The organism is Dyadobacter luteus (assembly GCF_003383615.1).
Lineage (GTDB): Bacteria > Bacteroidota > Bacteroidia > Cytophagales > Spirosomataceae > Dyadobacter > Dyadobacter luteus.
Genome location: NZ_QNUL01000006.1, coordinates 79,482 through 94,270 on the forward strand (window position 1 = coordinate 79,482; position 14,789 = coordinate 94,270).

Annotated in this window: 14 protein-coding genes; 3 read left to right on the plus strand and 11 right to left on the minus strand. The window is 43.7% G+C overall.

The features are described from left to right. Positions 1-29: 29 nt before the first annotated feature. Positions 30-2,411, plus strand: coding sequence for a hypothetical protein (locus DSL64_RS10190; protein WP_147300351.1), 2,382 nt, complete (start codon positions 30-32; stop codon positions 2,409-2,411). Between the two features lie 84 nt (positions 2,412-2,495). Here DSL64_RS10190 and accC read toward each other — a convergent pair whose 3' ends face one another. The 9 genes from accC to DSL64_RS10235 form a co-directional block, all read right to left on the minus strand. Further along, positions 2,496-3,839: an acetyl-CoA carboxylase biotin carboxylase subunit gene (accC, locus tag DSL64_RS10195; protein WP_115830659.1), complete on the minus strand. Its 1,344-nt coding sequence runs from the start codon at positions 3,837-3,839 to the stop codon at positions 2,496-2,498. A gap of 35 nt (positions 3,840-3,874) precedes the next feature. Beyond that, complete coding sequence (accB, locus tag DSL64_RS10200) at positions 3,875-4,345, minus strand: acetyl-CoA carboxylase biotin carboxyl carrier protein (RefSeq protein ID WP_115830660.1); 471 nt, start codon at positions 4,343-4,345, stop codon at positions 3,875-3,877. 78 nt (positions 4,346-4,423) lie between these two features. Further along, on the minus strand, positions 4,424-4,990 hold the full coding sequence (gene efp, locus DSL64_RS10205; RefSeq protein ID WP_115830661.1) for an elongation factor P: 567 nt from the start codon (positions 4,988-4,990) through the stop codon (positions 4,424-4,426). Positions 4,991-5,050: 60 nt separating this feature from the next. Continuing rightward, the gene (locus DSL64_RS10210; RefSeq protein WP_115830662.1) at positions 5,051-6,046 is read right to left on the minus strand and encodes a beta-ketoacyl-ACP synthase III; all 996 of its coding nucleotides are present in this window, start codon (positions 6,044-6,046) and stop codon (positions 5,051-5,053) included. An 84-nt stretch (positions 6,047-6,130) separates the two neighbouring features. After that, positions 6,131-7,069: a phosphate acyltransferase PlsX gene (gene plsX, locus DSL64_RS10215; protein ID WP_115830663.1), complete on the minus strand. Its 939-nt coding sequence runs from the start codon at positions 7,067-7,069 to the stop codon at positions 6,131-6,133. A 133-nt stretch (positions 7,070-7,202) separates the two neighbouring features. Continuing rightward, complete coding sequence (gene rpmF / locus DSL64_RS10220) at positions 7,203-7,397, minus strand: 50S ribosomal protein L32 (RefSeq protein WP_115830664.1); 195 nt, start codon at positions 7,395-7,397, stop codon at positions 7,203-7,205. A gap of 73 nt (positions 7,398-7,470) precedes the next feature. Next, positions 7,471-8,037: a YceD family protein gene (locus DSL64_RS10225; RefSeq protein ID WP_229217028.1), complete on the minus strand. Its 567-nt coding sequence runs from the start codon at positions 8,035-8,037 to the stop codon at positions 7,471-7,473. Positions 8,038-8,221: 184 nt separating this feature from the next. Continuing rightward, positions 8,222-8,854 (minus strand): acetyltransferase, encoded by a 633-nt coding sequence (locus DSL64_RS10230; protein ID WP_115830665.1) that lies wholly within the window; start codon positions 8,852-8,854, stop codon positions 8,222-8,224. 62 nt (positions 8,855-8,916) lie between these two features. Further along, a complete protein-coding gene (locus DSL64_RS10235; RefSeq protein ID WP_115830666.1) occupies positions 8,917-9,564 on the minus strand; it encodes a hypothetical protein in 648 nt (215 codons plus the stop codon). A 100-nt stretch (positions 9,565-9,664) separates the two neighbouring features. Here DSL64_RS10235 and DSL64_RS10240 point away from each other — a divergent pair, with 100 nt between their 5' ends. Then, positions 9,665-11,170 carry a M61 family metallopeptidase gene (locus DSL64_RS10240; RefSeq protein WP_115830667.1) on the plus strand — a complete coding sequence of 502 codons (1,506 nt, stop codon included), beginning with the start codon at positions 9,665-9,667 and terminating at the stop codon, positions 11,168-11,170. Between the two features lie 5 nt (positions 11,171-11,175). Here DSL64_RS10240 and DSL64_RS10245 read toward each other — a convergent pair whose 3' ends face one another. Beyond that, positions 11,176-12,093 carry a TIGR01777 family oxidoreductase gene (locus DSL64_RS10245; RefSeq protein ID WP_115830668.1) on the minus strand — a complete coding sequence of 306 codons (918 nt, stop codon included), beginning with the start codon at positions 12,091-12,093 and terminating at the stop codon, positions 11,176-11,178. 53 nt (positions 12,094-12,146) lie between these two features. Then, on the minus strand, positions 12,147-12,968 hold the full coding sequence (locus DSL64_RS10250) for a lysophospholipid acyltransferase family protein (RefSeq protein WP_115830669.1): 822 nt from the start codon (positions 12,966-12,968) through the stop codon (positions 12,147-12,149). Positions 12,969-13,187: 219 nt separating this feature from the next. On the opposite strand from DSL64_RS10250, the gene DSL64_RS10255 reads away from it, so the two are divergent. Further along, positions 13,188-14,648 carry a M48 family metalloprotease gene (locus DSL64_RS10255; RefSeq protein WP_115830670.1) on the plus strand — a complete coding sequence of 487 codons (1,461 nt, stop codon included), beginning with the start codon at positions 13,188-13,190 and terminating at the stop codon, positions 14,646-14,648. The last annotated feature ends 141 nt before the right edge of the window (positions 14,649-14,789 follow it).

The following is a 14,789-nucleotide window of genomic DNA, read 5'->3' on the forward strand; positions in this document are numbered from 1 at the left end:
GTTTCTGAGCTACTTTAAAAGATTGTTTTATGATTACTATACACCAAAGGCTCCTTATAATTTTCATTTTATTGCAACTGTCAGGAAAGATGATGGCTCAGGATAACTGGCCGAGGCAAATCCCATATACCGGTGGAGGAACGATCACAATATACCAGCCACAACCAGAAAAACTGACAGGAGATGAGCTCGAAGTACGTGCCGCTGTTTCGATCAGGAAAAAATCATCCGACGAACCGGTTTTTGGAGCAATGTGGGGCAAAATCCTTTTGTCAGCAGATGCGGGAGATATGACTACAGCGCAGAAATTAACGGTACTGAATTCGCGGTTTGCTGAAGATGAGGATATTAGTAGTAAAGATTTTAAGGAATCAGTAGAAAAAGGTTTTCCCGGGCTGAATATTCGTTTCTCGAAGGAAAATTTGCTTTCGTCAATCAAACAGGAGCAAGGTGAAAGCAATTTTAATAATGATCCCCCACAAATTCTGTATCGGGATAGGCCCACAACACTGATCGTCCTGGATGGGGAGCCTATGGAAGAGAAAGATGATGATCTGGGTATGGTAAGGGTAGTGAATACACCGTATCTGATTGTGAAAAATCCGGGAGATAAAAAGTATTATCTGTACGGTGGTAGTTTCTGGTACAGTTCCAGCCGTGTGAAAGATGGCTGGGCTCATGTAAAATCTCTTCCTTCGTCCATCAAAGCGATTGATAAAAAAATGAAGGAGGAAGAGAAAAATGCTGAAAAACAGAATGATACGGTAAGCCAGTTTACAACGCCTACTGATATTCTTGTTGTGACGGAACCTGCCGAACTCATACAAACAGAAGGCAAGCCAACTTATCAATCTGTGCCGAATTCTCCATTGCTGTATGTGAATAATTCATTGGATGAGATTTTTAAAGATATTGATACCCAGAAGAACTATATTCTGATCGCAGGTCGCTGGTATAGAAGTACCTCTTTAAACGGACCATGGGAATTTGTATCACAGAATAACTTACCGAAAGCGTTTGCGGACATTCCTGCCGGTTCAGAAAAAGACGGCGTGCTGGCAAGTGTTGCAGGAACCGATGAGGCCTATGACGCAGTAATGGAAGCGCAGATTCCGCAAACTGCGAAGGTAGATCGTAATACCGCACAGGTAGAAGTGAATTATGACGGAAACCCGCAGTTTGAAGCTATTCAAAACACAAGTCTGGCCATTGCAGAAAACAGTAATATCACTGTGATGTGCACTGCCGACAACCGGTTTTTTGCTTTAGAAAATGGAATATGGTTTGTTGGAAACAGTGCATTTGGCCCGTGGCGGGTCGCTAATGAACGCCCCTCCGATGTGGACAGGATCCCGCCGAGCAGCAGCGCTTACAATGCGAGATATGTGCACATTTATGAAAGTACGCCTCAATATGTCTACGTTGGATACACGCGAGGGTATATGGGCAATTACATTTATGGCCCTACCATAGTGTGGGGTACAGGCTGGCGTTACCGACCCTGGAGAGGGCGTTACTATCGTCCCAGACCAGCAACATGGGGATTTGGCATGCATTATAACCCATGGACGGGTTGGTCTATGAGTTTTGGGCTTGGCTTCAATGTGGGATGGTATCATTACGGTTATTCACGGCCTTATTATGGAGGAGGTTGGTTTGGTCCTCCTGCTTTCCGTCCTCCGCATCGCCCATGGGGATGGAATGGAGGTTATTATGGCGATAGAGGCAATCCGCGTCCGGTATATGGCAACAGACCACGCCCTGCAGTTTCAATCAACCGTCCGCGTAACGGAGACGGTCGGCCAAATGGGCATTATGCAAATCCGGGTAATTTATACCGCGACAGAAAGTACGTAGTCGCAACTAGAGATAATGTATATGTTCCTGCAAGACGACCCTCAACGCGACCCAATCCGGGAAGTAGTATAATACCGAACCCTGGCCGTCCGGGTAATCAATATGAGCGCCCGGGAGCGGGAAGCAACACACGTCCTGTAACCCGACCCGGCTCAGGAAATGGCTACAGCAGACCAGGTATACCTGACAAAGAAGTCACCCGACCGCCAGTAACGTGTCCTGGAGCCGGCAATACACGTCCGTCGGTACCTGACAGGGAAGTAACGCGGCCAATAATCCGTCCGGGAAGTGGCACGGCACGTCCTGAGGTGACAAGACCTTCAACAAGGCCATCGAATCCACAACAGGGAAGCAGACCTGACGTGAGCCGGCCAGCTGTAAGACCCAATGTAGAGAGACCATCGCCAGGAGCGCGGCAGAATACGCGACCCGCAGTTACACCGGAACGCAATACCCGCCCGACGAATACAGCACCATCAAGGCAGACGCCAAGGAATACAGAGCAACCTGCCAGGAAGCCTTCTGAGGGAAGTAGCAGGAGGGGGAATGAGTGATATAGTAAAAAAATAGTCCGGACACTTTATCAATGTCCGGACTATTTATATGTTGGATGATTTCTATTGAGAAATCAGTTTTACCTACAATGTCGAAAAATCAAACGTTTCCAGATACTTTGTTGTGAAGTTTCCGGATTTGAAGCCCGGATCATCCATAAGCTTGATGTGGAATGGTATTGTGGTTTTAATTCCCTCAATAACAAATTCCTGCAAAGCTCTTTTCATACGGGTAAGTACCTCTTCACGTGACTGTCCGCTTACGATCAGCTTCGCAATCATGGAATCATAGTTAGGCGGAATGGTATATCCCGTATACACATGGCTGTCGATACGAACACCGTGTCCTCCCGGGAAGTGCAAATTGGTAATTTTACCTGGCGATGGACGGAAACCATTTGCAGGATCTTCCGCATTGATACGGCATTCCATGGCATATAGTTTCGGTGTGTAGTTAACACCTGAAATAGGTTCACCGGCTGCTACTTTAATTTGCTCCTTAATCAGGTCAAAATCAGTAACTTCTTCCGTGATCGGGTGCTCTACCTGGATACGGGTATTCATCTCCATGAAGAAGAATTCACCGAATTTGTCAACCAGAAATTCAATTGTTCCTGCGCCTTCGTAACCAATAGCCTGTGCGCCTTTAATGGCGGCAGCACCCATTTTCTCACGAAGTTCAGGCGTAATAATTGGTGAAGGAGTTTCCTCTACCAGTTTCTGGTGGCGACGCTGAATAGAACAGTCACGTTCAGAAAGGTGGCAAACTTTGCCATACTGATCTCCGATAATCTGGATTTCAATGTGACGTGGCTCTACAACAAACTTTTCAAGGTACAAACCGTCGTTTCCAAATGCTGCTGCTGATTCGATACGGGCATCATTCCATGCTTTTTCGAATTCATCAGGCTTGTTGATCACGCGCATACCACGACCACCGCCTCCGGCTGTTGCCTTCACGATGACAGGGTAACCAATACCTTCAGCAAGTTTTTTACCTTGTTCTACCGATTCAAGCAATCCTTCCGATCCTGGTACAACAGGAACTCCTGCTGCAATCATTGTCGCTTTCGCAGTAGCCTTGTCGCCCATTCCGTTGATCTGAGCTGCAGTAGCACCAATAAACTTGATGCCATAGTCTGCACAGATCTGTGAAAATTCAGCGTTTTCAGACAAAAATCCGTAGCCCGGGTGAATTGCATCGGCGCCGGTAACTTCCGCTGCAGATATAATATTTTGAATGCTCAGATAAGACTGACGGCTTGGAGGAGGACCTATGCAAACGGCCTCATCCGCAAACCGTACGTGAAGACTGTCACGATCAGCTGTTGAATATACAGCTACCGTTTTAATGCCCATCTCACGGCAGGTTCTGATAATTCTGAGGGCGATTTCGCCCCTGTTAGCAATGAGTATCTTTTTAAACATGAAAATCAATTAAGTTTTACAGATCGTCCATTGCCTTATGCAGGCTCAACAAGGAATAAAGGTTGGTCAAACTCAACAGGAGTTGCGTTTTCAACCAATACTTTCACGATTTTTCCTGAAATCTCAGATTCGATTTCGTTGAAAAGTTTCATCGCTTCGATCACACAAACTGCTTTACCAGGCTTCACTTCATCGCCGATGTTTACGAATGCCGGAGTTTCAGGGCTTGATGCACGGTAGAAAGTTCCGATCATTGGTGACTTAATCGTGATCAGGTTAGACGAAGGTGCTGACTCTGCAGGAGCTGCAGGCGCCGCTGCCTGTACTGCTGGTGCAGCCTGAAGTGCTGCTATCGGAGCTGCAACCTGAGGAGTTGACGCGTACACAACAGGAGCTGTGCCGAATCTCTTCACCTTAATTTTTAATTCGTTGGTTTCAATATTTACTTCATCCAGACCAGACTGAGCAATGAAGTCGATTAGTTTTTGAATTTCTTTAGTTTCCATTTACAGAGTTTTTAACAGTGAACAGACGCATGATTATTCCTGTTGCCAAGAGAATCAGTACTTCACTTAAAAATGAAATTATGATTTTACGCGTTCTACGTAGTCGTAAGTACGTGTATCTACCTTGATCTTCTGGCCTTCTTCGATAAACAAAGGAACCATGATCCTTGCGCCGGTTTCAACTTCGATAGCTTTCTTAGGAGAGTTGGCAGTATCACCTTTCAGACCTGGCTCAGAGTATGTAACAACAAGCTCAACGAAAGGAGGCAATTCGCAAAGCAAAGCAGCATCTGTTTCAGTGTTGATCAGGATTTCAACTTCCTGTCCGTCCTTCATCAAATCAGCATTGGTGATCAGTTTTTCGTCGATCAACACCTGATCAAAAGTTTCGGAATTCATAAAGTTGAATCCAACATCGTCTTTGTACAGGAACTGGAACTTGTGGCGCTCCACACGTACCGGGCTGATTGTAGCACCTGACGAAAATGTATTATCCAGTACTTTACCGGATGTAAGGCTTTTCAGTTTTGTACGAACAAAAGCATTTCCTTTGCCAGGTTTTACATGTTGAAATTCGATAACCTGAAAAAGATCATGGTTAAAGTTTATCACCAGTCCGTTACGCAAATCTGCTGTAGTTGCCATTTTAAGTTAATAAATTATTCGAAATTGTGTTAATCAAAATTGCAGGTATCTCATGCAAAACTAAGCACCGATAGCCCACTTTAAATATACCGAACCCCAGGTAAATCCACCGCCAAAGGCAGAGAGAATCAGGTTATCACCTTTTTTTAGCTGAGCTTCGTAATCCCACAGGCACAATGGAATTGTAGCCGCGGTAGTATTTCCGTATTTCTGGATATTCATCATCACCTTGTCCATGCTCACACCCATTCTGTTGGCTGTTGCTTCAATAATCCTGCGATTGGCCTGGTGCGGAACCAGCCACGCCACATCTTCACTCGCCAGGTTATTTCTTTCCATGATTTCGGCAGAGACATCAGCCATGTTCGTCACAGCAAATTTGAATACTTGCGCTCCATCCTGGTATACATGATGCCAGCGGTTTTCAACTGTTTCATGTGTGGGCGGATAGCGGCTACCTCCTGCTTTTTGATGCAGATAAGGATAACCCACTCCGTCTGAGCGGATAATTGAATCAATAATGCCATATCCTTCAGCATCAGGTTCGAGCAATACAGCTCCGGCTCCGTCACCAAAAAGAATACAGGTTTTGCGGTCGGTATAGTCTACTATGGCAGACATTTTATCAGTACCCACCACCACTATTTTCTTATATTTTCCGGTTTCAATAAACTGAGAACCCAGCGTCAAAGCGTAAACAAATCCTGAGCAGGCAGCCTGAATATCAAAACTTCCGATATTTCTGATACCGACCATGTCGCAGATCAGATTGGCCGTGCAGGGGAAAATAAAATCAGGTGTAGTAGTTGCACAGATCAGTAAATCGATTTCTTCCGGGGAAGTATTGGTTTTGGCCAATAATCCTTTTACTGCCTCTGCACCCATATGCGAACTTCCCAAGCCCTCACCTTTGAGGATACGCCTTTCTTTGATACCTGTACGGCTAACAATCCATTCATCATTGGTAGCGACCATTGTTTCCAATTCGGCATTGGTCAGAATGTAGTCAGGCACATACCCTTGTATTCCTGTAATAGAGGCTCTGATTTGGGTCATGGTTCAATTATAACAATCATAATCCGATTGGATTGTGGTAAAAGACAGTGTCTATTTAAAGGTATAGGCGTTTCAGTCATCATTTTAGTTAAGTGCCTGTGCAATATGCTGGTAAGCTTTTGACTTCACCTGCTTATATGCCCAGCCAATCATATTTCTGATTGCGAGAGGAGATGACACGCCATGTGCGATCATTACGTTCCCGTTCACGCCGATGATCGGACTGCCACCAATTGACTCATAGTTGGTCTGGTCAATAAAGTCATCCTGAATACCCCGCTTTTTCATGATATCATAAAGCGATTCGCCCAGTTTGAACAAAATATTACCAGTGAAACCATCAGTAACGATGACGTCAGCTTTATCATTGAAGAGGTCTTTACCTTCAATGTTACCGATAAAATTGATTTTTTTGTTTGCTTTAAGCAGGGGATAGGTGGCCTGTGCTGTAAGAGAACCTTTTTGTTCTTCTTCACCGATGTTCATCAGGGCAACACGCGGATTGTCAATCTGGAAGGTATGCTGAGCAAATAGAGATCCTATTTCGCCAAATTGAGATAGTACCTCAGGTTTACAATCTGCATTGGCGCCAATGTCAAGCATAATAGAATGCCCACCGCCTACCTGGGGAACAAAACCAGCAATAGCGGGACGTAAAACTCCTTCAATTGCTTTTATACTGAATAGTGCTCCCACGTGCATTGCACCTGTGTTTCCTGCACTACAGAAAATGTCAACTTCCTTCTCTTTTAAAAGACGAAAGCCTATTCCGATACTGGAATTTGGTTTTTGTGAAAGTGCTTTGGTAGGGTGTTCACCCATTTCAATAACATCCTCCGCATGAACTATATCAATATTAACCGGAGTAAAGTTATTTTGTTTGAAAATGTCCAAAATAATATTCTCCCGGCCGATCAACACGATCCGTGCTTCCGATGGTAGTTCCGAAGCGGCCTGTATTACCCCTTCAACAATGGCTTGTGGAGCTAAATCTCCCCCCATAGCATCTACCGCAATTTTCATTTACACGCAGTTATTTTATACAAATAAGTTTAGAAATCTAAGGTGTAAATTTAGCAGTTGTGCCTTAGTAAAAAAGAATTTCGCAACAACTTTTATACGGCTGTTGCGAAATTGATATCTTCACTGGTAAAAATTAAACCGTTTTGGAGTAATTTTCAACCACTACTTTTCCTCTGTATACCAGATTGCCCTCGTGTACGTGTGCACGGTGCAACTGGTGGATTTCACCTGTTGAAGCGTCAACTCCTAATTGCTTACCAGTTAGGAAGTCATGAGCTCTGCGTGTATCGCGACGGGTTTTGGAAATTTTCCGCTTAGGATGTGCCATGATGCTTTATGTTCTTTGTTAATATTCGATATTGAAATACTTGCTTATATATAGATGGCTTTTAGAGCCTGTACTATTCTCCTTTTAATTTTTTCAGAGCTTCCCAACGAGGATCAACCTGCTCTTCATTACTCTCCTCTTGTTCGTCTTCCAGGTCTTCGGAAGAGTAAACCAGCACTGCTTCTTCCTCATCTTCTGAAAACGCATCGTCATCCTCAGTTCGCAAGCTCGGATGAATTTTCTTAACCGGCAGAGAAAGTGCTATAAATTCAAAAACATAACGCGCTACATTGATGCGGTTGGTATTTCTGCTTATAATCTCAATCTCGTCTGTCAGCTCCTGGTTGTGATCGCCGAACTTCAGAATGAGCTTTTCATCTGAGATAAATGGCTCGTCGTAAGGTTCCAGACTCCTGTCACATACCAGTCCGAGTATTCCTTCTGTTTGGAAATGAAGCTGGATCATGGTTGCTGATTTGTTCAGCTCAATATGTGTCTTGAAGTGCCCGTGCTCGATAATATCTTGCTCCAGCTCCTCAAAAAACGCATCACCCGACTCCATGTCATAGTCATACCGTTTGTCTTCCAAACCGTAAATGTCTATGTTGTATTTACTTAGCTCTTTCACTATTTCTGACAAAAGGACTGCAAAGGTAATGGGTTTTCATATCAATAAAAAAAAGTAATGGTGTTTTTTATTGATTTATTAACTGAAACCTCTGAACGATACCCAAGACTTTCGCTCAGAGAGGTTTATAGTAGCTTTAAGTGTTATTCCGTTAAGAATAAAAAATTGCCATAAACGGGGATTTAATCCGTGGCAATTAAACTTTTTTAGCCGGATTCCCGAAGTAGGTCGCCTTTGCAGGTACGTTTTCAATCACCACAGAGCCTGCACCGATTCTGGCATTTTTTCCTATTTCAATGCCTGCAACAATCACTGCGCCTGATCCTATAAACGCTCCCTCTCCTATTTTTACGCGATCATTGATGATAGCGCCACTGCCAATGGTAACGAAATTTCCTGCCTGTACCCATGTGTCAAGTATAGCGCCCGATTGCACCAGACAATGGTTGCCGATTTTAGACTTTGCCCCGATGGTTACACGCGCAGCAATCAGGTTACCATGACCTATTTCAGCCATCTCAGAAATGACAGCTGTATCGTGGATTGCGTTTACCGGCATGATCTTACGATCTTCTACCAGTGTTTCGACGATACGCTCACGTACCGATTTCTCTCCAATGGCTACAAATGCTTCACACTTTTCGCCTACGATATTTACAAAGCCGGGGTCGTCGGTGTCACCTAAAACACTGACATCAGAAAACTCCTGACCGTGCAAATCTTTATTGTCGTCCAGAAGACCATATACTAATACATTGTTACGTCTGAATATATCCAGTGCCTGCACACCTATATCTCCTGCACCAAAAATTAAAACCGGATTTTCCATATTGATTGAATCTTGCTGTAGCAATTACTGCCCTGCTCGTATTTATTAAATTGTAATGTTGTCTAAAGAAATGTAACCCGAAAAACAAATGGGCTGCTGTAGGGCGACAAATTTTGTCCGCTGTACTGGTCGATCTGATTGTGGTAGCTCAGGTTGTACAGGACTGTAAGATGTACGGCTTTAATGAAACGGCCTCCTACAGGTTGAGAATAAGCAGCGCCCAGAAGTGGAGAAGCAAGCCATTTTCTTTTCTGATAAGACGCTTCAACGTTCATTCCTTCTATTTCCCCTACCAAATTCACCATCGGGAACACGTTATACATCAGAAAACCGCGTCCGCCGTAGTAGAGTGTATTGATATTGTAATATCTGGAGCGAAAATACATTCCTGTGAGTCCTACACCCGCCACCAGCTTTTCGGTAAGTTCATAACCCGCCATAGGCGACAAGTTCACATTTGTGACAGTTCCGAAACTTAATCCAAAACTACCGCCGAGTCTCAGGCGATCTATAAAAGGAAGTTGTTTGAAATCAACGTCCTTCTTTTTTTCAACCACTTCTCTTTTCTCTACCGGAGGAATTTCCTGTCTTTCCCTTTGCTCTCCTCTTAATGAATCCGGGCGATAATATTCTTCAGTTTGTGCAAATAGTTGTGTTGCTGACAGCAGAGCTGCCGTAATAAGGCATGAAAGGAGGATTTTAATTTTCATGTAATAATGTGTTTATTTATATAATTGTACGTTTAACGTAAAAAAGCCTGATTTTGGTTTGTTGATCCGGTTTTCCTCCTTTAATCCTGTTTTATTATCTATGCATTATCATATTTCTGTCAGCGATCCCTCTTCTCACTTTCTATCCATTACTTATACAATACCGGAAATAAGCAGTGATTATATTGAAATCCAGCTTCCGGCGTGGAGACCAGGGCGCTACGAAATTCAGAATTTTGCCAAAAATATTCAATTTATTGAAGCGATCTCGAAAACAGGGAAGAAACTACCGCTGAGCAAAGTTACAAAAGACCGCTGGCGACTGGAAACAGGTGGGGAAGATGAGGTACGGGTTAACTATACCTACTATGCGGCTATTCAGAATGCGGGAAGCAGCTATGTGGATGCTGAGCTTTGGTATCTCAATTTTATCAACTTCTGTTTTTATACAGAAGGAAGAATAAATGATGCGTGTAAAGTTACACTGGAACTTCCTGAAGATTACACTATCGCATGCGGACTGGGTTCTTTTTGGAATATTGTTGATAACATACCAACTGCTTACGCTAATATCCTTAGTGCACAAGATTTTTACGAATTAGTCGATAGTCCCCTGCTGGCCTCAGAGAGCTTACAAAAATGTGATTATCAGATTGATCATGTGAGATTTAGTATTTGGATGCATGGTAATCTGAAGCCCAACTGGAAACGTATTGAGAGGGATTTCAGGAGATTTTCACGGGAGCAAATCGCGACTATGGGAGAATTCCCGGAGCAGGATTACCATTTTCTGAATCTGATTTTACCGACTGCCTTTTACCATGGTGTAGAGCATCGTAATTCTACCATGGTGGTTCTGGGACCAGACGATGAAGGCGAAGGGCTGTATACGGATTTACTTGGCGTAAGTAGTCACGAGCTGTTTCACGCCTGGAATATCATCCGGATTCGTCCGAAGGAAATGTTGCCTTATGACTTTACGAAAGAAAATTACTTTGCTACCTGTTTTGTAGCAGAGGGTTGCACGACGTATTACGGGGATTTATTTCTAAAACGTTCAGGGGTTTTTGACGATGCTGCTTATCTGAAAGAGTTGCAGGTGTATATGAAACGACACTTTGAACATAGCGCATCAGCAAGCCAATCATTGGTAGAATCTTCTTTTGATTTATGGCTTGACGGATATGAAAAAGGAATTCCTGATCGTAAAGTTTCAGTTTATCATAAAGGAGCTTTGGTTGCGCTGATTCTTGATCTTTACATCAGAAAGAAAACAGATCATGCACAATCTCTGGACGATATCATGCGGTTGCTCTGGCTGCGGTTCGGAAAACCATTTGTTGGCTATACCATCGAAGATTACATTGGCATTGCTGAAGAAGTAGCGGGTGAATCTCTTGAATGGTATTGGCGTGAATGTATTTATGGCAATATTCCGCTCGAAGAGAGGTTAAATGAAGCACTATCATTTGTCGGGTTGCAAATGACAACCTTTACAAATGGCAATATTCAACTCAATGAGCTGGATGATTTTAGGGCCGGTTTACAGCGGCAAAAGTGGTTGGCCACAGTACAGGCAAATCCGGAAGATGAGGAAGAAGAATAGATTGATTATTTCTTGCCTAAAATATCCTGCAGTGCCAACTCAGGATCTGTAAACTGATATTTGAAGTCCGTATCGTTCGCTATGCGTTCATTGATAACGTAACTGCTTCCCAGAACCACATTGGCCATTTCACCGAATACCAATCTGAGTGCAAAAGCCGGAACATTGGGTAGCCATTGCGGGCGATTCAGTGCATTGCAGATGAGTTTGGTCAGGTGTGCATTGGTGACAGGACCAGGAGCAATGGCATTATAAGCGCCTTCCCATGTTTCATTTTCCAGCGCTTCAATATACATCCTGCATAAATCGTCCAGATGGATCCATGACACCCACTGTTTGCCGGAACCAAGCGGAGCTCCAAAGCCGAAACGCGCAGGTTGTGCCATTTTTGCCAGAGCACCTCCATCTTCACTCAGTACAATACCGGTTCTTAGTTTGACAGTACGTACTCCTGTGTCTGCGATTATATCGGCAGCTTTTTCCCATTCCACTGTTACAAAAGAAAGAAAATCACTGTTGGGTGGATCTTTTTCGGTGTTTCGCTTATCTCCTGAATCTTCACCATAGAAACTGCTTCCTGAAGCAGATATAAATGATTTTAGGGATATCTGTTCGGCTTTCAGTTTTCGATTGATGAGCTCTACAGGTTTTATACGGCTATCAAGAATGACTTTTTTGCGCTTTTCAGTCCAGCGTTCATCTGCCACGCCAGCGCCTGCAAGGTGGATAAGGTGACTCGTATTTGCAAGTGCACCATTTTCTATATAGTCTTTTTCTGTGTCGTACTCATATACTTTCACAGATGGGATGTCTTTTTTACTTCTGCTCAGAATGGCAACCTCATAACCTCTTTGAAGCAGTAATTCAGTCAGGCGTTTGCCAATAAGCCCGGTTCCTCCGGTAATTAGTACTTTTTGTCCCATTGCAAAGAAATTGAATGATGTAAAGTGAATAGTTTACAAAACGTGTACCATCACTATTCCTCAACCGCTTTCGTGGTACTGTTTTCTTTGGGAGGCTCCTGTTCAATGGCTTTGGTCACCCTTTCTATCATACTTTCCAGTGATTCATCCGGTAGAAAATGCATAGGTTCTTTAAAATGAACAGTCAGTTTGGTATTCCGCTTTTTGAAACGTAACCCTTTTTTGTCAAATGCCCGGCGGAAACCGTTGATGACAACCGGAATGACAATGGGCTGATGGTCTTTGATGAGGTGAGCGGTACCTTTTCTGATAGGCGCATAAGGTTTGGTGGTGCCTTGCGGAAAACTTACTACCCAGCCATGATCAAGCCCCATTCCAATTTTATCCTGAGCAGAGTTGTCGAGTTGGCGTTTCACGTTTTCTCCGTTAGCCCTCCATGATCGCTCAATGGTAATAGCGCCGCCAATACTGAATAACTTGGGCAAAATTCCTTCTTTCATGGTTTCCGAAGCAGCTACATAATAGCAACGTGCTCTGGGTGAGAATAAATAGAAGGGTGGAGAGATGGTATCTTTATATCCCCACTTGGTTGCGCAGAAAATATGGTAGAATGCGATTACGTCTGCAAAGTAGGTTTGATGGTTAGAAAGAAATAATACACCATGATCAGGCAGATTCAGAAGCTGGTCGGCACCTTTGATCTGAATTTTATTCACTGCCGTATACCGGTAATAGGTAAACCAGCCAATGATAAAGATGAAGAAGCGTTTGATGGCAAGGTAATTGCCAAAAGGATCTTTTTCGAAGAGACCAAAAAAATCAAATCGGATCAGCCAGCGGGGAAGTAAACTGAATGTGGTTTTCTTTTTGTTCATAATCTCTTCAAATACCTGTCAGATATCATTCAGTCAGGAAACAGGTTCATAACCAGCGAAGGTAATAAATAATAACGTTCTGTTCTTTAATCGATATAAAGAGTTACCCCTTCACATCGGTGACGTATATAATGAAGCTCTTGGCATGATTCTTTGAGAATCGGTTCAGACTTGTTTAATTTGGCAAAACTTACAAGCAACACACCACCTAATACTTATATGAAAAGGAAAGTACAATTACAGCTTCTGAGCGGGATTCTGGCTGTGGGCATGCTATCGGGCTGCTCTAAAAATCCGGTAACAGGTAAAAAGGAAATTATTTTAATGTCGAAGGAGAAGGAGCTTGCAATCGGAGCGGAATCACATCCGGCGGTTGTTGCTTCCATGGGTTTATACGATGATAAAAATCTGCAGGCCTTCATCAATGACAAAGGAGTTGCGATGGGCAAGATTTCGCATCGTCCGGAGCTTGATTATAAATTTTACATCGTTGATTCTCCTGTCGTAAATGCGTTCGCCGTTCCTGGTGGTTATGTGTATTTTACGCGAGGTATTATGGCACACTTCAATAATGAAGCTGAGTTTGCCGGTGTTTTAGGTCACGAGATAGGGCACGTTACAGCGCGTCACTCAGCACGGCAACAAACTTCACAGATTATTGGCCAGGTTGGACTAATGGCCGGAATGGTGCTCTCGCCTCAGATTAGAAGTATGGGCGATCAGGCTGCTCAGGCAGTTCAGGCGCTTTTCCTGAGCTATAGCCGGGATCACGAGACAGAGTCAGACAAAATCGGTGTGGGATATTCCAGTAAGATCGGATACGATGCCCATGAGATGGCCGACTTTTTTGGTACGCTGAAGAGAATCAGTGCCAAAAGCGGACAAAGTATCCCAACTTTCCAGTCGACGCACCCGGATCCGGGCGACCGTCAGAAAAAGGTAGAGGCACTTGCTACAGAATACCAGAAGGCGACACCGGGCAACTACGCTATCAACCGCGATCAATATCTGAAAAGAATAGATGGTATTATTTATGGTGAAGACCCGAAACAGGGTTTTGTGGAGAATGGTCAGTTCTACCATCCTGAGTTGAAACTGCAATTCCCTGTACCATCGGGATGGCAGTATGAAAATACGCCTGCACAATTCCAGATGGCTGCCAAAGACGGAAAGTCGATGATGCTTTTTACAATGGGAGAAGGTAAGTCGTTGGACGAAGCTGCTCAGGCAGTTATTAAAAATTATAACCTTCAGGTAGCTGAAAATAACAAGGTAACCATCAACGGGAATCCAGCAATTGCCTTAATTTCGACACAGGCGGGCCAGCAAGGGCAGCAGCAAACAGCCGAAGCCACCACGAAAGTAGCTTCATGGTTGATTCAATACGGTGGTAATATCTATGCGCTGCATGGTGTGGCTACGGCAGCGACTTTCGACAATAACGTTAATCAGTTCAGGTCGGTTGCTCAGGGATTCAAATCGGTTAGTGACGCGAATATATTGAATCGCCAGCCAGAGAGAATCAGAATTAAAACGGTTCAGCGTAGCGGAACTTTACAGGAAACATTGAAGGACTACAACATGCCTGACGTAAAACTTGGCGACCTTGCCATACTGAATGGAATGGAACTGAATGCACGCGTAGAAAAAGGAATGCTTATCAAAACATTGGGTAAGTAGTCAGCAAAAAGTAATAGGATTATAACGGCCCCGTCATGTAGCAACATGGCGGGGTTTTTCATTGATCATCAAAATAAACCGTTCATCAAAAATTAATATTCAACAATTTGGTTGATGTATCAACTTGTTTTACTTTTGTAA